The 17016-nt window shown below is 63.2% G+C and carries 16 protein-coding genes; 12 read left to right on the forward strand and 4 right to left on the reverse strand.

The window, feature by feature from the left end; genetic code table 11:
• The first annotated feature begins 20 nt into the window (after window positions 1-20).
• From EV674_RS11905 to EV674_RS11945, 9 genes are all read left to right on the forward strand, one after another.
• Window positions 21-419, forward strand: a complete 399-nt coding sequence (locus EV674_RS11905) for a ComEA family DNA-binding protein (protein ID WP_119013545.1) — start codon at window positions 21-23, stop codon at window positions 417-419.
• Window positions 420-559: 140 nt separating this feature from the next.
• Window positions 560-3484: a monovalent cation/H+ antiporter subunit A gene (locus tag EV674_RS11910; protein ID WP_119013519.1), complete on the forward strand. Its 2925-nt coding sequence runs from the start codon at window positions 560-562 to the stop codon at window positions 3482-3484.
• On the forward strand, window positions 3484-3849 hold the full coding sequence (locus EV674_RS11915; RefSeq protein WP_119013520.1) for a Na+/H+ antiporter subunit C: 366 nt from the start codon (window positions 3484-3486) through the stop codon (window positions 3847-3849). Before EV674_RS11910 ends, EV674_RS11915 begins: the two co-directional genes overlap by 1 nt.
• Entirely contained in the window at window positions 3846-5603 is a 1758-nt protein-coding gene (locus tag EV674_RS11920; protein WP_241524949.1) for a monovalent cation/H+ antiporter subunit D, read from the forward strand. The genes EV674_RS11915 and EV674_RS11920 overlap by 4 nt, the downstream gene beginning before the upstream one ends.
• On the forward strand, window positions 5600-6091 hold the full coding sequence (locus tag EV674_RS11925) for a Na+/H+ antiporter subunit E (protein WP_119013521.1): 492 nt from the start codon (window positions 5600-5602) through the stop codon (window positions 6089-6091). Before EV674_RS11920 ends, EV674_RS11925 begins: the two co-directional genes overlap by 4 nt.
• On the forward strand, window positions 6088-6369 hold the full coding sequence (locus tag EV674_RS11930; protein WP_119013522.1) for a K+/H+ antiporter subunit F: 282 nt from the start codon (window positions 6088-6090) through the stop codon (window positions 6367-6369). Before EV674_RS11925 ends, EV674_RS11930 begins: the two co-directional genes overlap by 4 nt.
• Complete coding sequence (mnhG, locus tag EV674_RS11935) at window positions 6366-6740, forward strand: monovalent cation/H(+) antiporter subunit G (protein WP_119013523.1); 375 nt, start codon at window positions 6366-6368, stop codon at window positions 6738-6740. Before EV674_RS11930 ends, mnhG begins: the two co-directional genes overlap by 4 nt.
• Window positions 6741-6881: 141 nt before the next feature.
• Window positions 6882-7274: a fluoride efflux transporter CrcB gene (gene crcB / locus EV674_RS11940; protein WP_374761682.1), complete on the forward strand. Its 393-nt coding sequence runs from the start codon at window positions 6882-6884 to the stop codon at window positions 7272-7274.
• A gap of 55 nt (window positions 7275-7329) precedes the next feature.
• Window positions 7330-8199 carry an LOG family protein gene (locus tag EV674_RS11945; protein WP_119013524.1) on the forward strand — a complete coding sequence of 290 codons (870 nt, stop codon included), beginning with the start codon at window positions 7330-7332 and terminating at the stop codon, window positions 8197-8199.
• A 134-nt stretch (window positions 8200-8333) separates the two neighbouring features.
• Here EV674_RS11945 and EV674_RS11950 read toward each other — a convergent pair whose 3' ends face one another.
• From EV674_RS11950 to EV674_RS11960, 3 genes are all read right to left on the reverse strand, one after another.
• Window positions 8334-9893, reverse strand: a complete 1560-nt coding sequence (locus EV674_RS11950) for a DNA recombination protein RmuC (RefSeq protein WP_119013525.1) — start codon at window positions 9891-9893, stop codon at window positions 8334-8336.
• Window positions 9894-9969: 76 nt separating this feature from the next.
• Complete coding sequence (locus tag EV674_RS11955; protein WP_119013526.1) at window positions 9970-10986, reverse strand: 2-hydroxyacid dehydrogenase; 1017 nt, start codon at window positions 10984-10986, stop codon at window positions 9970-9972.
• A gap of 32 nt (window positions 10987-11018) precedes the next feature.
• A complete protein-coding gene (locus EV674_RS11960) occupies window positions 11019-12428 on the reverse strand; it encodes a sodium:proton antiporter (RefSeq protein ID WP_119013527.1) in 1410 nt (469 codons plus the stop codon).
• Between the two features lie 433 nt (window positions 12429-12861).
• Here EV674_RS11960 and EV674_RS11965 point away from each other — a divergent pair, with 433 nt between their 5' ends.
• The 3 genes from EV674_RS11965 (at window position 12862) to EV674_RS11975 (ending at window position 15572) form a co-directional block, all read left to right on the forward strand.
• The gene (locus tag EV674_RS11965; RefSeq protein WP_119013528.1) at window positions 12862-13410 is read left to right on the forward strand and encodes a phasin family protein; all 549 of its coding nucleotides are present in this window, start codon (window positions 12862-12864) and stop codon (window positions 13408-13410) included.
• 232 nt (window positions 13411-13642) lie between these two features.
• Window positions 13643-14698 (forward strand): extracellular solute-binding protein, encoded by a 1056-nt coding sequence (locus EV674_RS11970; protein ID WP_119013529.1) that lies wholly within the window; start codon window positions 13643-13645, stop codon window positions 14696-14698.
• A gap of 115 nt (window positions 14699-14813) precedes the next feature.
• Entirely contained in the window at window positions 14814-15572 is a 759-nt protein-coding gene (locus tag EV674_RS11975; RefSeq protein WP_119013530.1) for a 3-hydroxyacyl-CoA dehydrogenase, read from the forward strand.
• Between the two features lie 56 nt (window positions 15573-15628).
• On the opposite strand, the gene EV674_RS11980 is transcribed toward EV674_RS11975, so the two are convergent.
• Window positions 15629-16888 (reverse strand): Hsp70 family protein, encoded by a 1260-nt coding sequence (locus tag EV674_RS11980; protein WP_119013531.1) that lies wholly within the window; start codon window positions 16886-16888, stop codon window positions 15629-15631.
• Between the last annotated feature and the right edge of the window lie 128 nt (window positions 16889-17016).

Consider the following 17016-nt stretch of genomic DNA (forward strand, 5'->3'; position numbering starts at 1 on the left):
CCCCCCCTGGAGCTATGAACATGCTGAAAAAATTGCTGATGCTGATTGCCATGCTGTACGCTGCGGCTGCCTTTGCCGCAGTGGATGTCAACAAGGCTACGGCAGCCGAACTCGATGGCATCAAGGGCATCGGCCCTGCCATCTCAGGAAAAATCCTGGAAGAGCGCAAAAAAGGATCCTTCAAAGACTGGAACGATCTGATTGGCCGCGTCAGTGGCATTGGTGAAACTTCAGCAGCCCGCTTTTCTGCCAGCGGTCTGACCATCAATGGCAGCGCCTACAGCGGCGCACCAGCCAAAAAAGCCCCCGAAGTACGCCCTGCGGCCAATGCCAAAGAGGCAGCGGCAACCGCCAAAAAAGACGTCCCCATGGCCCCTGCCGTTGCCCCCATGGCAGCAGCCAGTGGTGCCAAAAAATAACCTGCTGCGCTAACGCCTGGCTGGCCCGCCAACCCGCTGCGGCGGGTTTTTTTCAGCCCGTAGCACAGGCATCGCCCTGCCTACAGGGTAAATCCCGCCGCACCAGAGTGCAAAAAACCTGCCCGTAAAATTACCGCCGCATGTCCCTGACACTCCTCGTCCTACTCCCCTTCATCGCCAGCGTCATGGCAGCCCTGCTGCCCTCCAATGCCCGCAATACCGAGTCCACCCTGGCGGGCTTGGTCGCACTGTGGTGCTGTGTGCAAACCGCGCTGTATTTTCCGCAAATCGCTGAGGGCGGCGTGCTGCGTGAAGAAATCCAGTGGCTGCCCGCCCTGGGTTTGAATCTGGTGCTGCGCATGGATGGGTTCGCCTGGATGTTCTGCATGCTGGTGCTGGGCATTGGTGCGCTGGTGGTTTTGTACGCCCGGTACTACCTGTCTGCCGCTGACCCGGTGCCCCGTTTTTTTGCTTTTTTTCTCGCCTTCATGGGCGCCATGGTGGGCGTGGTGCTCTCGGGCAATCTCATTCAGCTGGCACTGTTCTGGGAGCTGACCAGCCTGTTCTCTTTCCTGTTGATTGGCTACTGGCACCACCGCAAGGATGCACGGCGCGGCGCACGCATGGCGCTGACCGTGACAGGCACCGGCGGACTGTGCATGCTGGCGGGCATGCTGGTGTTGGGCCATATCGTGGGCAGCTACGACCTGGACCATGTGTTGGCTGCAGGCCAGCTGGTGCGCGACCACCCGCTGTACCTGGTGGCGTTGGTGTTGGTGCTGCTGGGCGCGCTGACCAAAAGCGCACAGTTTCCTTTCCATTTCTGGCTGCCGCATGCCATGGCAGCGCCCACGCCGGTGTCTGCCTATCTGCACTCGGCCACCATGGTCAAGGCCGGGGTGTTTTTGCTGGCGCGCCTGTGGCCCGTGCTCAGTGGCACGGATGAATGGTTTTGGTTGGTGGGGGGTGCGGGTGCCTGCACGCTGCTGCTGGGCGCCTACATCGCCATGTTCCAGAACGACCTCAAGGGGCTACTGGCGTATTCGACCATCTCGCACCTGGGCTTGATCACCTTGCTGCTGGGCCTGAACAGCCCGCTGGCCGCCGTGGCGGCGGTGTTCCACATCCTGAACCACGCGACATTCAAGGCATCGCTGTTCATGGCGGTGGGCATCATCGACCACGAAAGCGGCACGCGCGACATCCGGCGCCTGTCGGGCCTGCGCACCATGATGCCGGTCACGGCCACGCTGGCTACGGTGGCGGCGGCAGCCATGGCCGGCGTGCCGCTGCTCAACGGTTTTTTGTCCAAGGAAATGTTTTTTGCCGAAACCGTTTTTCTGGACGGCAGCCCGCTCATCAACAACATCTTGCCGATTGCAGCGACGGTAGCGGGTATGTTCAGCGTGGCCTACTCGCTGCGCTTCACCATTGATGTGTTCTGGGGCCCTGCCGCCACCGACCTGCCGCTGACACCGCACGAGCCCCCGCACTGGATGCGCGTTCCGGTAGAGCTGCTGGTGCTGGCTTGTCTGGTGGTGGGCATGCTGCCGGCGTGGTCTGTCGGCAAATACCTCAACGCAGCTGCCTTACCCGTGGTGGGTGGCGAACTGCCCGCTTTCAGCCTGGCGGTCTGGCACGGTCTCAACACCCCTTTTCTCATGAGCCTGGCTGCTCTGCTGGGCGGCGCAGCGGTGTACCTGGCACTGCGCTGGCAACGCGCCCGTGGACACCTCAGTGATGCACCGGGCTTGCAGCACCTCGACGGCCAGCGCATCTTTGAAAGCCTGCTGGCCAACATCAGCCTGGCCGCCCGTGTAGGCCGACGCTGGCTGGGCACACAGCGCTTGCAGTGGCAAATGCTCTGGCTGGTGTGCGCCGCACTGGCAGCGGCCACCATTCCGCTGTGGACCCGAGGGCTGCACATCGGCAACCGCACCGCCTTACCTGTTTCTGCCACCTTCATCGGCTTGTGGGCTACGGGCATGACTTGCGCCGTGGCAGCAGCCTGGCAAGCCAAATACCACCGGCTGGCAGCCCTCACGCTGATGGGCGGCGCAGGGCTGTGTACCAGCATCACCTTCTTGCTGTTCTCAGCACCCGATCTGGCCCTCACACAGCTGATGGTCGAAATTGTCACCACTGTACTGATCTTGCTGGGCCTGCGCTGGCTGCCCAAGCGCGAGCCCGATCTGCGCCCACCGGCTGCCGAAGAACTGCGCGCACGCGCACGGCGCCTGCGCGATCTGCTGCTGTCGGTGGCTGCTGGCGGTGGCATGGCGGCCCTGGCACTGGCCATGCTCAGCCGACCTTTTCCGGAGAGCACTTCCACCTTTTTTCTGGAAAACGCCCTCACAGAAGGTGGCGGCACCAACGTGGTCAACGTCATGCTGGTGGACTTCCGGGGTTTTGACACCTTTGGCGAAATTGTGGTGCTGGGTATCGTCGCGCTCACGGTCTATGCCCTGCTGCGGCGCTTTCGCCCTGCCCGCGAAACCATGGATCTGCCTGCCCAGCAGCGCGCTCTGCCCGCTGACCTGGTCACCGACCTGATCAACCCACGCCAAGCCGCCGACACCGCTGTGGGCTACCTGATGGTGCCCGCCGTGCTGGTGCGGCTGCTGCTGCCCTTTGCCATTCTGGTGGCTATCCACCTGTTCATGCGCGGGCACAACGAGCCCGGTGGCGGCTTTGTTGCAGGACTGGTGTTTTCCGTGGCGCTGCTGCTGCAATACATCGTCTCGGGCACGCAGTGGGTCGAAGCCCACATGCCCCTGACCCCCCGGCGCTGGATTGCCACTGGCCTGCTGTGCGCACTGGCCACGGGGCTGGCCTCCCTGTACTGGGGCTACCCGTTCATGACCACGCACACCGCACACCTGAACGTGCCGCTGCTGGGCGAGATGCACATTGCCAGTGCGCTGTTTTTTGACCTGGGCGTTTTCACGCTCGTTGTAGGAGCCACGCTGGTGATATTGACCTCCATTGCGCACCAGTCGGTGCGCAGCCACCGTTTCCATGCCCGCGTGGCCGAAGACGCGGCCAACCGACCAGGAGAGCAGTGATGGAGACTACCCTGGCGCTGGCCATCGGTGTGCTGACCGGATCGGGGGTGTGGCTGCTGCTGCGCCCACGCACCTTCCAGATCATCATGGGCCTGTCTTTGCTGTCCTACGCCGTCAACCTGTTTATCTTCAGTATGGGGCGACTGGGCCTGTCCACCGGCATGGAGCCCGTGCTACGCCCCGGCGTAGTGCAAGACCTGGCGCATTACGCCGACCCACTGCCGCAGGCGCTGGTACTCACTGCCATCGTCATCGGCTTTGCCATGACAGCCTTGTTCCTGGTCGTTTTGCTGGCATCTCAGGGCCTGTCGGGCACCGACCATGTGGACGGCAGTGAGCCCAGCCAAGGCCAGGAGAACGCATGACGGCGCCCCTGTTGTCCCTGGCCCAGGCCAGCATGCCGCACCTCATGCTGGCGCCCATCGTGCTGCCACTGCTGACGGCCGCGCTGATGCTGCTGCTGCGCGAAGAGCAGCAGCGCCTCAAGCTCACACTCAATGTCGGCTCCACCTTGCTCGGCCTGGTGGTGGCCATTGCCTTGCTGGCCTGGACCGATCAGCAGGGCCTGCCCACCACCCTGGGCGCCTACCTGCCCGGCAACTGGCCCGCCCCCTTCGGCATCGTGCTGGCGCTGGACAGGCTGTCTGCGCTGATGCTGGTGCTGACCAGCATGGTGGGCCTGGCATCAGCGCTGTTTGCCTCGGCGCGCTGGCACCGTGCGGGCGTGCATTACCACCCGCTGTTCCAGTTCCAGCTCATGGGCCTGGCCGGGGCTTTTCTCACGGCCGACCTGTTCAACCTGTTCGTGTTCTTTGAGATCATGCTGGCCGCCTCGTATGGGTTGCTGCTGCACGGCTCGGGACGGGCGCGGGTCAAATCCGGGCTGCACTACATCGCCATCAACCTGGCGGCCTCATCGCTGTTCCTGATTGGTGTGTCCATGCTCTACGGCATCACTGGCACCCTGAACATGGCCGATCTGGCACGCAGCATGGCCCAGATTGCCGACAGCGATCGCGGCCTGCTGCACGCTGCTGCCGGTGTGCTGGCCACGGCCTTTCTGATCAAGGCCGCCGCCTGGCCGCTGAACTTCTGGCTGGTGCCTGCCTACAGCGCCGCCACCGCCCCGGTGGGCGCGCTGTTTGCCATCATGACCAAGGTGGGCATCTACGCCATCTTGCGGCTGTGGACGCTGCTGTTTGGCACCGAATCAGGTGCCTCGGCACTGTTTGGCAGCCTGTGGCTGGTCAGCGGTGGCCTGCTGACCATGGCCTTTGGCGCCATCGGCATGCTGGGCTCGCAGCGCCTGGGGCACCTGGCCGGTTACGCCGCCGTGCTGTCGTCGGGCACCTTGCTGGCGGCCATGGGATTTGGCCACAACCTGGTCACCGGGGGCCTGCTGTACTACCTGCCCGGCTCGACGCTGGCCGTCAGCGCGCTGTTTCTGCTGTGCGACCTGATCGACCGCTGGCGCAGCGAAGGCAGCGGCACCATGCCCTACGAGCCCCACGCCGACGAGGCCCCTTTCCTCAACGCCGAGCTGATGCCCTCCAAGGGCCTGAACCTGGACGAGGACGAAGAGGTGCTGGTAGGCCGCGTGATTCCGGCCGCCGCCGCCTTCATGGGCCTGGCCTTTCTGGCCTGCACGCTGATGGTGGCCGGGTTGCCACCGCTGGCCAGCTTTGTCGGCAAGTTCGCCATGCTCACCGCCGTGCTCAACCCGCTGGGCATAGGCGCCTCTGCCGGACACCAGCCGGGCGTGAGCGGCTGGACTTTTGTGGCCCTGCTGATTGCCTCGGGGCTGCTGGCGCTGGTGGCCCTGACGCGCGCTGGCATACGCCACTTCTGGGCCGCCCACGACCGCCCTGCCCCGCAACTGCGCCTGATCGAGGGCCTGCCCATTGCCGCATTGCTGCTGTCCTGCGCCGCGCTGGCCGTGGCCGCCGGGCCAGTGATGCGCTACACCCAGGCCACTGCAGACGCCCTGCACTCGCCCGGCACCTACGTGCGCGCCGTGATGTCGGCCCTGCCCGTGCCCAAACCACCAGAGGCTCCCGTGCAGCCCGGCGACCCGGCCACCCCGGCAGCGCCAGCCGCCCCCGAGGAGAAGGCCCCATGAAGCGCATCCTGCCCTCGCCCCTGCTGTCGCTGGCGCTGTTTGGTTTGTGGCTGCTGCTCAACCGCAGCGCCAGCCTGGGCCATGTGCTGCTGGCCACCTGCCTGGCCATTGCCATCCCCTTGCTGACCGCAGGCCTGCGCCCCCTGCCCGTGCGGGTGCGCAAGCCCGGCACCATCGTGCGCCTGATGCTCACGGTGTGCGTGGACAGCATGCGCTCCAACTTCGGGGTGATGCGCTTGTTGCTGCTGCCGCACCGGCGTCGCTACCCCCCCGACTTTGTCCATGTGCCCCTGGATGTGCGCGACCCCAACGCGCTGGCCGTGCTGGCCACCATCGTCTGCATCACCCCCGGCACCGCCTGGGCCGAGCTGTCGCTGGACCGCAGCATGCTGCTGCTGCATGTGCTCGAAGTCGAAGACGCCGCCGCCATTGCCGCCGACATCAAACAGCGCTACGAGCGCCCGCTCATGGAGATTTTTGAGTCATGACCTCTCCCATCCTGTCGTGGGCCTTGCCGCTGGCCCTGCTCATGCTGGTGCTGGCCATGGGCTGCACCCTGGTGCGCCTGCTGCGCGGCCCCACCGCGCAAGACCGCGTGCTGGCCCTGGACTGCATGTACCTCAACGCCATGCTGGTGATGCTGGTGCTGGGCCTGCTCTACGACAGCACACACTACTTTGAAGCCGCCCTGCTCATGGCCATCCTGGGCTTTGTCGGCTCGGTGGCCATGGCCAAGTTTTTGCTGCGCGGCGAGGTGATCGAATGAGCGCCTCCGTGCTGCCGCTGTGGGCTGAAATCACCATCGCCGCGCTGGTGCTGTGCGGCGCAGCCATCGCCCTGCTGGGTTCGGTGGGTTTGCTGCGCCTGCCCAGCTTCTTTGAACGCGTGCATGCCCCCGCCATGATTGCCACGCTGGGCTGCTGGTGCACCATGTATGCGGCGCTGCTGTACTTTTCACTGCGCGGCGGCAGCCTGGCCGCACACCTGCTGCTGATTGCCGCCTTCATCGCCATCACCGTACCCATCACCACCATCTTTCTCATGCGCGCCGGGCTGTTCCGGGCCCGCCAGGCACGGCGCCCCGGCATCCCTCCCAGCCTGAGCCGGATCACGCCGTCGGATGTTCGTGACTCCTGAAACCATAGCTGCTCGCGCCCGCCACACAAGCCTTGCAGGCGCTTTTGACCTGATTTTCTCTGCGGGCCACCAGGGTGTGCCGTTGGTACCAAGCACCCCTACACCACCCGCCAGCGGCGCACGCCGCAGCGCATTGCCGCCATGTCCCTGACCGCCATCGCCAGCATTTGCATCGGCGCCAGCCTGGGCGCGCTGGCGCGCTGGCGCCTGGGCCTGTGGCTCAGTGCCGGGGCCGCCCTGCCCTGGGGCACGCTGGCGGCCAATCTGGTGGGCGGCTACCTGGTGGGCGTGTGCGTGGCCGCCTTCCAGGCGCTGCCGCAACTCGACCCGGCGTGGCGGCTGGCCCTGGTCACTGGCTTTCTGGGCGCGCTCACCACCTTTTCCAGCTTCTCCGCCGAAGTAGTCGCCCTGCTACAGCAAGAGCGCTACCTGCTGGCGCTGGGCTGGAGCACGCTGCACCTGCCGGGCTCATTGCTGATGACGGTGCTGGGCATCAAAAGCACTACACTTTTCATAGCTTACTGCGCCCGATAGACGCGGCCTGAAAGCCATTTTCAGTCAAACCTTTCTTGAGACTCTCCTGCACCCCATGGATGCCACTACCCAACTCAACGAACGCCGCCTGGCCGATGCCTGGGCCGAGCTGCACCTGCACGCCACCAACGGCAACCCGCTGCACGCAGACGCCCACCGGCTGGCCTTTGCCGACCCCGAATTTCTCTTCCGGCGCGAAACCCGTGGCATCCGCTTCCAGCTCGAAATGCTCAAGCCCGATCTGGGCCAGGCCGAGCAAGGCATAGAAAACACCGTGGTGGTCTATGGCAGCGCCCGCTTTGTGGCGCCCGACGAGGCCGCAGCGCAACTGGCCAGCGCCCAGGCGGGCGGCCACCCCGAGCACATCGCCCTGGCCGAGCGCGCCGTGCGCAACGCTGGCTACTACGCCCAGGCACGCCAGTTTGCCCGCCTGGTGGCCGAATACAGCAACCAGCAGACGCCCGACCAGCGCATCTACATCTGCACCGGCGGCGGCCCCGGCATCATGGAAGCGGCCAACCGGGGCGCCCACGATGTGGGTGCGCCCAGCATCGGGCTGAACATCCTGCTGCCGCACGAACAAAGCGGCAACCGCTTCATCACGCCCACGCTGAACTTCAAGTTCCACTACTTTGCGCTGCGCAAAATGCACTTCATGATCCGGGCCAAGGCGCTGGTGGCCTTCCCCGGCGGCTTTGGCACGCTCGATGAGCTGTTCGAGGTGCTCACCCTGGTGCAAACCGGCAAGGCCAAGCCCGTGCCCATCATCCTGTTTGGCAGCGAATACTGGAAGCACCTCATCAACTTTGACGTGCTGGTGCAAGAAGGCACCATCAGCGCCCAAGACCTGGACTTGTTCCACTACACCGATGACCCGGTGCAGGCATGGCAGCACATCCAGCGCTTTTACCAACTGCCCGCTTGATCGGGCAACGCTGCCCATTCACCCGCCCCAGGCGCCAGCGTGCGGCGGGTGGCGTAACAGCCCGGCGCCACACCGCCAAACACTATTGATTTGATAGCTGCTTGCGCCCTTCCAGCGGGCGCCAGAGCCAGTTTTTATTCAATATCTTCGGCCAGCGCCGCAGCGCTGCCTTCGGGTGCGGGCAGCGCCTGCACATCGCGCAGCTTGCGCTGGATGGCGCGGGTGCGCACGCCCACCTCGTCAAACTTCTTGGCGGCAGCATCGATGGATTTTTTGGTGGCATCGACCGCGTCGCCAAACTTGGCAAACTCCGTCTTGACCATGCCCAGCAGGTGCCAGACCTCGGACGAGCGCTTTTCAATCGCCAGCGTCTTGAAGCCCATTTGCAGGCTGTTGAGCATGGCCGCCAGGTTGGCCGGGCCCGTCACCATCACGCGGCAATCGGTCTGGATGAACTCCACCAGCCCCGGGCGGCGCATCACTTCAGCGAACAAGCCCTCGGTGGGCAAATACAGCACGGCAAAGTCGGTGGTGTGCGGCGGCGAGACGTATTTGCTGAAAATCTTTTTCGCCTCCAGCTTGATGGAAGTCTCGAAAGCATTGCCCGCCGATGCGATGGCCAGCTTGTCCGCCGTGTCCTGCGCGTCCATCAGCCGCTGGTGCTGCTCTACGGGGTATTTGGCGTCAATGGGCAGCCACACCGGGTGCTCATCGCTGCGGCCCGGCAGGCGGATGGCAAATTCCACCAGCTCATCGCTGCCCGGCACGGTTTTCACGTTTTTGGCGAACTGGTCGGGCGTGAGCACGTTGTCGATGATGGCCCCCAGCTGCATCTCGCCCCAGGTGCCGCGCGAGCGCACGTTGGTCATCACGCGTTTGAGGTCACCGACGCTGCCGGCCAGGGTCTGCATCTCGCCCAGGCCCTTGTGGACTTGCTCCAGCCGCTCAGACACCAGCTTGAACGATTCGCCCAGGCGCTGCTCCAGCGTGGCGTGGAGCTTTTCGTCCACGGTGCGGCGCATTGCTTCAAGCTTGGTGGCGTTGTCTTGCTGGATGGCGGCCAGGCGCTCGTTGAGCGCGCTGCGCAACTGCTCGGCGCTGTGCTGGTGGCCCTGCGCCATGCCGGTGAGTTGCTGCGAGACGGCGTCTTGCAGCACGGCAAACTGGTTCTTGATTTGCCCACCGTTGCCTTCGAGCTGGTCTTTCAGCGCGGTGGACATCACGCCCAGCTGCCCCTGGATGTCGGATTTGAGCGAGTCCAGCGTCTGGCGCGTGGCCGCCGTCAACGCCTCAAAGCGCTCCTGGATGCGCTGCTCGAACAGCGCCGCGCTCTCGGCCATGGCGGTGCGTGCCTGCACGGTTTCGCTCGCCAGCGAGGCGACGATGGTCTGCTGCTCCGTGCGGCCACTGCGCGATTCGGCCACAGCCTGGGCCAGCTGGGCATCGACCGCGTGGCGCAGGGTTTCGAGCGTGGTGTTGGTGTGCTGGGTAAAGCCGCGCAGCTGCTGGGCCAGGCCGTTGAAGGCACCGTCGTTCTTGGCCATGGCCAGTTGCGTGGCCTGGGCCAGTTGCTCCAGCGCCTGCAAGCGCTGTGGCCATTCGGGCGGCAAATCGACGCGCGGGCGCCGCACCAGCAGCACCGCCTGCAACACCACGACGACGGCCAACGCGGCCAGCACAAGTTCTGTTTGCATTGTCTGTGATTTACTATTATTTTGATAGCTATAAGCGCTTATCTGGCGGGCGACAAATGCCAATTTGCTTCTATTTTTACAACCGGTTGGCGCTGCTACGCTGGTGCGCTGGCGCCGCGTCGGGGGTGTTGACCGGCGTCAGTGCCCCGCGCCCGCCCAAAAAGGCGATCAGGTTGTCGGCGGCCAAATCGGCCATGGCGCGGCGCGTGGGCACGGTGGCGCTGGCAATGTGCGGTGTGAGCACCACGTTGGGCAAGTCCAGCAGGGCCGGATGCACCTGCGGCTCGCCCTCGAACACGTCCAGCCCGGCGGCGGCAATGCGCCGCTGGCGCAGCGCCTCTGCCAGTGCCGCGTCATCAACGATGCCGCCGCGCGCAATGTTGACCAGCGTGGCGCTGGGCTTCATCTGCGCCAGCTCGGGCGCACCGATGGTGTGGTGTGCCTCTGCCGTGTAAGGCAGCACCAGCACCAGGTGGTCGGCGCTGCGCAGCAATTCGTCTTTACTGACGTAGCGGGCGCGACACTGGGCCTCGGTGGCAGCATTCAGGCGCGTGCGGTTGTGGTAGATGACGTTCATGCCAAAGCCGTGCGCGCCGCGCCGCGCAATGCCCTGGCCGATGCGGCCCATGCCCAAAATTCCCAGTGTGCTGGCGTGGATGTCGGCGCCCGCCAACAGGTCATAGCGCCAGGTGGTCCACTGCCCGGCACGCAGGTAGTGCTCGGCCTCGGCCATGCGCCGCGCGGTGGCCATGAGCAGTGCAAAGCCGAAATCGGCCGTGGTTTCGGTCAGCACATCGGGCGTGTTGGTGCCTTGCACGCCAGCACGGGTCAGCGCCTCCACATCAAAGTTGTTGTAGCCCACGGCCATGTTGGCCACGATGCGCAGGCGCGGGCAAGCGGCCAGCAGTGCAGCATCAATGCGCTGGCTGCCGGTGGTGAAGGCGCCGTCTTTGTCGGCCAGGCGCGCAGCCAGCTCGGCAGGAGTCCAGATGGCGTCGGCCTGGTTAGCCTCGACGTCAAAGTGCTCGGACAAGCGCTGCACCACCTCAGGAAAAATAGCCCGGGTGATAAGAATGCGGGGGCGTGCGGTCATCAAAGTGCTTTCTCTCATGGCGGGTGCGAGCGTCACAGCAGCCAGATCCACGTCATCACCCCGAACAGCGGCACCAGAATGGCGCCCGACCAGAGCATGTAACCAAAGAAGCTGGGCATTTTCACGCCACGGTCTTCGGCGATGGCCTTGACCATCAGGTTGGGCGCATTGCCGATGTAGGTGTTCGCCCCCATGAACACGGCCCCCGCCGAGATGGCGGCCAGCGTCGGCGCCAGCTGGGCCATGAGCGTGGCCGGGTCGCCCCCAGCGGTGTTGAAGAACACCAGGTAGGTAGGTGCATTGTCCAGAAACGATGACAGCAGGCCCGTGGCCCAGAAATACATCGCCGGGTCGGGCGAACCATCGGGCCGGGTCACGGCATGGACGATGGCGCCAAACGGGCCGTTGGTGCCCGCCTTGAGCATGGCAATCACCGGGATGATGGTGAGAAAAATGCCCGCAAACAGCTTGGCCACCTCCTGCATGGGGGCCCAGCCAAACTGGTTGTTCTCATGCACGGCTTTGGGCGTGAGCCACAGCGACAGCAGTGTCACCACCACCAGCCCCACATCGCGCACGATGCCCGGCAGGCCCACTTCGGTGCCCGCGATATGGAACGCTACGGGCGACTTCCAGAAGCCACTGAGCAGCACCAGCCCAACCACCACAGCCAACAAGGCAAAGTTGACCTGGCCCTCAAAGCCGAAGCCGCACGTGTCAGGCGTGGGGTCTGGGCGCTGCACCTCGCCTGCCTTGCGGAAAAACCAGCTGTCCAGGACGTAAAACAGCGCCAGCAAAGTGCCCACCAGAAACAGCGTTTCCGGAAAGATGTGGCGTACTGTCCAGAAAAAGTCCACGCCCTTCAAAAACCCGAGGAACAAGGGCGGATCACCCAGCGGCGTGAGCGAACCGCCCGCATTGGAGACGATGAAGATAAAAAACACCACCACATGCGCCTTATGGGCACGGTTGTCGTTGGCGCGGATCAGAGGCCGTATCAGCAGCATGGAGGCGCCCGTGGTGCCCATGAAGCTGGCCAGCACCGCCCCGATGGCCAGAATGGCCGTGTTCAACCCCGGGCTGCCGTGCAGGTTGCCACGGATGTAAATGCCCCCGGCCACCGTGAACAAGGCGGTGAGCAAGATCACAAAAGGCAGGTACTCGGCCAGCAGCGCATGCACCAAATTGACGCCTGCCGCCCCCGTGCCAAACACAACGGCAAAAGGCAGCAAAAACGCCAGTCCCCAGGCCGCAGCGACCTTGCCGTAGTGGTGGTGCCAGAAAATCGGTGCCAGCAGCGGCAACAGTGCAATCGACAACAAGATGCCTGCAAACGGTGCCCCCCACCACAAGGCCAGTGAGGCGCCGTCCAGATCAGCAGCCAGTGCCAGTGCCGGTGTAGCCCCAAGCACGGCCAACGCCAGCCAACGAAAAGCTTTCATGGATATAGATCTCCCTGGAAATTGAGAAGAAAGGCCGCAAAACGCCATGAAAGCCATAAAGACCATGGAGGGAGCGGCGCGCACCAGGTGCGCTGCTCTGCGCACCTGGCGCAGTCTGTAGCCGAAGCCCCAGGCCAGCGCAGGCGCTACAGCCCAACCTGCCGCAGTGGCCCGGTGGCGCCAGTGCAGGTCAACGCCATTTATTGTGCCAGCCCACTGCTGCGCGCAGCAGTGCGCCAAGGGGCAAGCCACGGGGTCTTTGTTTTCCAGTCAACTGCGCCTTATTGGGTCATAAACTTCAAAAACTGCTTGCATTTGTCGAGACAGCACCTAGAATCCCTCTCATGCTGCACTGCAACATGATTTTCAAGCATGGTCAGCGCAGATGTCTGTGACTTTTTGGCCCTTGGCCATCTATTTTTGGAGAAATGACATGACGCTGACCGCTGAACAAATTCTGGCCGCCCACAAAGCCAACATCGAAACCCTGTTTGGTTTGACCAGCAAGGCGTTTGAAGGTGTGGAAAAGCTGGTCGAGCTGAACGTGACGGCTTCGCGTGCTGCACTGACCGAAGCTGCCAACCACAGCCAAGCCATGCTCAACGTCAAAGACGCCCAAGAACTCCTGGCTCTGCAGGCCGGCCTGTTCCAGCCCTTGGCAGAAAAGGCAGCCGCGTACAGCCGCCACCTCTATGACATCGCCTCGGGCACAGGCTCTGAGTTCGGCAAGGCCTTCGAATCCAAGGCGGTTGAAGCACAAAAGAACCTGACCGACCTGGTCGAAACTGCGACCAAGAACGCCCCCGCCGGTTCCGAAACCGCTGTGGCCGTGATGAAGAGCGCCGTGTCTGCTGCCAACAACGCCTACGAATCCGTGCAAAAGGCTGTCAAGCAAGCCTCTGACGCTGCTGAAGCCAACTTCAACGCCGTGGCAGCGTCTGCCGCAGACGCTGCCAAGTCGGCTGTGCCACGCAAGCGCTGAGCTCTCAGGTTTGAGCATCCCCTTCTCGGTCAGACCGGGGGATGATCCAGCTCCTACCAGTTGTCTCCTTGGATCCTCCCGAACAGCGAGTTCCAGGATCCCTTCAAAGCCCGGCTTGTCCGGGCTTTTTTTGTCTGTGGCTTTGATCCATGGCACGTTATTGCACCAAGCTGATTGCGAATAGTTCGCGTTTGATCTATTATCAGGACGTTTCTCACCACCAAAGCGATCCATGCGACACACCCTCACCGCCGCGCTGGCGGCTTGCTCATTGCTGACCTTGGCACAGGGGGCGCAGGCCCAGGATCAGGTCGTCAATCTGTATTCAGCACGCCACTACACCACGGATGAAGCGCTCTACAGTGGCTTTACCAAAGCCACGGGCATCAAGATCAACCGGGTAGATGCAGATGATGCGGGCATTCTCGCCCGCCTGAAAGCCGAAGGTTCGGCCTCTCCTGCTGACGTGATTTTGCTGGTGGATGCAGCACGCCTGTACAAAGGCGAAGTGGACGGTCTGTTCCAGCCCATCCATTCCCAAGTGCTCAACGACGCCATACCAGCCAATCTGCGCAGCCAGCCCGCAGCCAACGGTGGTGGCATTTCCTGGTTCGGGTTGTCCACACGCGCACGTGTCATCGTCTACAACAAGGTTAAGGTACAAAAGAGCGATGTGGACACTTACGAAGATTTGGGCGACCCCAAGAACAAAGGCAAGCTGTGCATCCGCTCAGGCTCTCACCCCTACAACCTGAGCCTTTTCGGTGCCGTCACAGAGCACCTGGGCGAGCCCAAAGCAGAAGCCTGGCTCAAAGGCATGGTGGCCAACCTGGCCCGCCCGCCCAAAGGGGGTGATACCGACCAGATCAAGGCCGTAGCCGCTGGCGAATGCGACATTGCCGTGACCAACAGCTACTACCTGGCACGCCTGCTGCGCTCCAACAAGCCTGAAGATGTGGCTGTCGCCAATAAGGTGGGTGTCGTATTTCCTAACCAGCAGTCTTGGGGAACGCACTTGAACATTGCTGGCGGCGCCGTAGCCCGCCATGCCAAAAACCAGGCCAATGCCGTCAAGTTTCTGGAGTACCTGGCCAGCCCGCAAGCACAAAACTATTTTGCCAACGGCAACAACGAATGGCCCACAGCCAAAGGCGTGGTCGTAGAGAACCCGGCACTCAAGGCCATGACCGGTGGTGTGGCTTTCAAAAGCGAAACCATTCCGATCAGCGCGGTGGGTGCCAACATCCCCAAAGTGCAGCAAATGCTCGACCGCGTGGGCTTTCCCTGAAGCTTCGCCCCCTCATCTGAACCCAGCCCGGCTTGCCGGGCTTTTTCACGCCCAAAACCAAGACAAGAGCACGTCATAATTGACGCTTACGTCAACACCATCCACAGGAGACAACATGGAAATCAAGGGCAACGTATTCATCGTGACAGGCGGCGCATCGGGCCTGGGCGAAGGCACGGCACGCATGCTGGCGCAGCAAGGCGGTACCGTCGTCATTGCCGATATGCAGGAAGAAAAAGGCCAGGCCGTTGCGCGCGACATTGGCGGGGCCTTTGTCCGCTGCGATGTCAGCAACGAGGCCGATGGCCAGGCCGTGGTGGCCAAAGCCGTGTCGCTGGGACGCCTGGCGGGCTTGGTCAATTGTGCTGGCATCGCGCCGGCTGAAAAAACGGTAGGCAAAAACGGCGCCCATGCACTGGCCGTGTTCAGCAAAACCATCACGGTGAACCTGATTGGCACCTTCAACATGATTCGTCTGGCCGCCGAAGCCATGTGCAAAAACGAACCCGAAGCCACCGGCGAACGTGGTGTGCTGATTTCCACCGCCAGCGTGGCCGCCTACGATGGCCAGATTGGCCAAGCAGCCTATAGCGCCTCCAAGGGTGGTGTGGTTGGCATGACGCTGCCGATTGCGCGCGACCTGGCACGCAACGGCATCCGCAACATGACCATTGCCCCAGGCATTTTTGGTACGCCCATGCTGTTTGGCATGCCCCAGGAAGTGCAGGATGCACTGGCAGCTGGAGTGCCCTTCCCCAGCCGCCTGGGCACCCCCCAAGACTACGCCCGTCTGGTAAAGCACATTCTGGAAAACGACATGCTCAATGGCGAAGTTATTCGCCTTGATGGCGCTATTCGCCTGGCACCACGCTGATGATGGGGGTCGCCGCTGGCGGCGACCCCGGCGGTTTCAGATGTAGTGGGGGGCGCCTATGCACGGCCTGCGTAAGCCAGCCCCGACGCCACACCGCCAAAAAGATCCCCCTCGACCAACGCAACACCCGGAAAAGCTTGCGCCAGCGCCGACTGAAACGGGCGCAGTGCCGATGAACCTCCGGTCAAGTACACCGCCGCCAATTGCTGCGGCGCCACACCAGCGCGGCGTACGCACTCTTGCGCACAGGCGACCACACGCCCCAAAAGTTGATCTAAATGCTGCGCCAGATCGGCAGGCGTCAGTTGCACGGCCAAGCCCGTCTCGACGCTTTCGAGTGCAATGGTTTGTGCCGCCTCCACGCAAGAGCAGCCAATTTTGGCCTGCTCCACCGCATTGGCAATGCGGTGCCCCAGGTGTTCACGCAGCACCACCATCAAGCGCTGGTGCAAGCGCTCATCGCTGTAGTCCTCACGCAGGGCTTGGGTTTCACGCAGTGCTTTGGGCGATGAAAGCCAATGGATCAAGTGCCAGGTGGCCAGATCAAAAAACACCCGGCTGGGCACCTCACGCCCCTTGGGGCCAGTGTGCCGGTAGCCCAGCAGGGGCATGACCTGCTCCAGATTGAGCTTCTGGTCGTAGTCGGTGCCGCCAATGTGTACACCGGCAGTGGCCAGAATGTCAGCGCTGCGGTCGGGTTGCTGCATGCGTTCAGGCCCCAGACGCACCACCGTGAAGTCAGACGTGCCGCCACCAATGTCCACCACCAGCACCGTGCGCTCGGCGGTCAGACGGCGCTCGTAGTCCAGAGCGGCAGCAATGGGCTCCAGTTGGAAGCTGACTTCCTCAAAGCCACAGCGCGATGCCGCCTGCAACAGCATGGTCTGCGCCAGCCGATCGCGTTCGGGGTTGTCGTCCACAAAATGCACTGGACGCCCCAGCACCAGGTGGCGTGGCAAGCCCCCCAACTGCACCTGGGCGCGCCGCACCAATTCCAACAGGAATCGACCGATGATGTCCTGGAAACTGACCAACTCGTTATGGATAGCGGTTTTCTCCAGGAGCAAAGGGCTCCCAAGCAGACTTTTGAGCGAGCGCATCAAGCGCCCCTCATGCTCAGCCAGATACAAACCAATCGCTTCGCGCCCAAAATGGGTGCTGTGGGTTTCCGTATTGAAGAACAACGCGGTGGGCAGCGTGGTGGCAGCGCCCTCCAAGGCGATCAGACGGGCGTTTTCTGGGCCATGGGCCCAGGCGACGGCTGAATTGGAAGTACCGAAATCAATGCCCAGCGTGCCGGGAAGAATGCTTGTCATGCGCAGCACGTCAAAAAAGTCGGCGATTGTGGCACAACCCTTTCAAGATCGGCACCCGATGCCGCAAGGGCATCTACAGGGACTCAAAACACCCAGCACCGATGTGCATTGCACCAACGCTACCCGCC

Origin of the sequence: Simplicispira metamorpha (assembly GCF_004341365.1) — a bacterium.
GTDB lineage: Bacteria > Pseudomonadota > Gammaproteobacteria > Burkholderiales > Burkholderiaceae_C > Simplicispira > Simplicispira metamorpha.

Bases quoted from the DNA above. Each gene is read 5' to 3' on its own strand.
- EV674_RS11905 (WP_119013545.1), top strand. From the start codon at position 21: ATGCTGAAAAAATTGCTGATGCTGATTGCCATGCTGTACGCTGCGGCT.
- EV674_RS11910 (WP_119013519.1), top strand. From the start codon at position 560: ATGTCCCTGACACTCCTCGTCCTACTCCCCTTCATCGCCAGCGTCATG.
- EV674_RS11915 (WP_119013520.1), top strand. From the start codon at position 3,484: ATGGAGACTACCCTGGCGCTGGCCATCGGTGTGCTGACCGGATCGGGG.
- EV674_RS11920 (WP_241524949.1), top strand. From the start codon at position 3,846: ATGACGGCGCCCCTGTTGTCCCTGGCCCAGGCCAGCATGCCGCACCTC.
- EV674_RS11925 (WP_119013521.1), top strand. From the start codon at position 5,600: ATGAAGCGCATCCTGCCCTCGCCCCTGCTGTCGCTGGCGCTGTTTGGT.
- EV674_RS11930 (WP_119013522.1), top strand. From the start codon at position 6,088: ATGACCTCTCCCATCCTGTCGTGGGCCTTGCCGCTGGCCCTGCTCATG.
- mnhG (WP_119013523.1), top strand. From the start codon at position 6,366: ATGAGCGCCTCCGTGCTGCCGCTGTGGGCTGAAATCACCATCGCCGCG.
- crcB (WP_374761682.1), top strand. From the start codon at position 6,882: ATGTCCCTGACCGCCATCGCCAGCATTTGCATCGGCGCCAGCCTGGGC.
- EV674_RS11945 (WP_119013524.1), top strand. From the start codon at position 7,330: ATGGATGCCACTACCCAACTCAACGAACGCCGCCTGGCCGATGCCTGG.
- EV674_RS11950 (WP_119013525.1), bottom strand. From the start codon at position 9,893: ATGCAAACAGAACTTGTGCTGGCCGCGTTGGCCGTCGTCGTGGTGTTG.
- EV674_RS11955 (WP_119013526.1), bottom strand. From the start codon at position 10,986: ATGACCGCACGCCCCCGCATTCTTATCACCCGGGCTATTTTTCCTGAG.
- EV674_RS11960 (WP_119013527.1), bottom strand. From the start codon at position 12,428: ATGAAAGCTTTTCGTTGGCTGGCGTTGGCCGTGCTTGGGGCTACACCG.
- EV674_RS11965 (WP_119013528.1), top strand. From the start codon at position 12,862: ATGACGCTGACCGCTGAACAAATTCTGGCCGCCCACAAAGCCAACATC.
- EV674_RS11970 (WP_119013529.1), top strand. From the start codon at position 13,643: ATGCGACACACCCTCACCGCCGCGCTGGCGGCTTGCTCATTGCTGACC.
- EV674_RS11975 (WP_119013530.1), top strand. From the start codon at position 14,814: ATGGAAATCAAGGGCAACGTATTCATCGTGACAGGCGGCGCATCGGGC.
- EV674_RS11980 (WP_119013531.1), bottom strand. From the start codon at position 16,888: ATGACAAGCATTCTTCCCGGCACGCTGGGCATTGATTTCGGTACTTCC.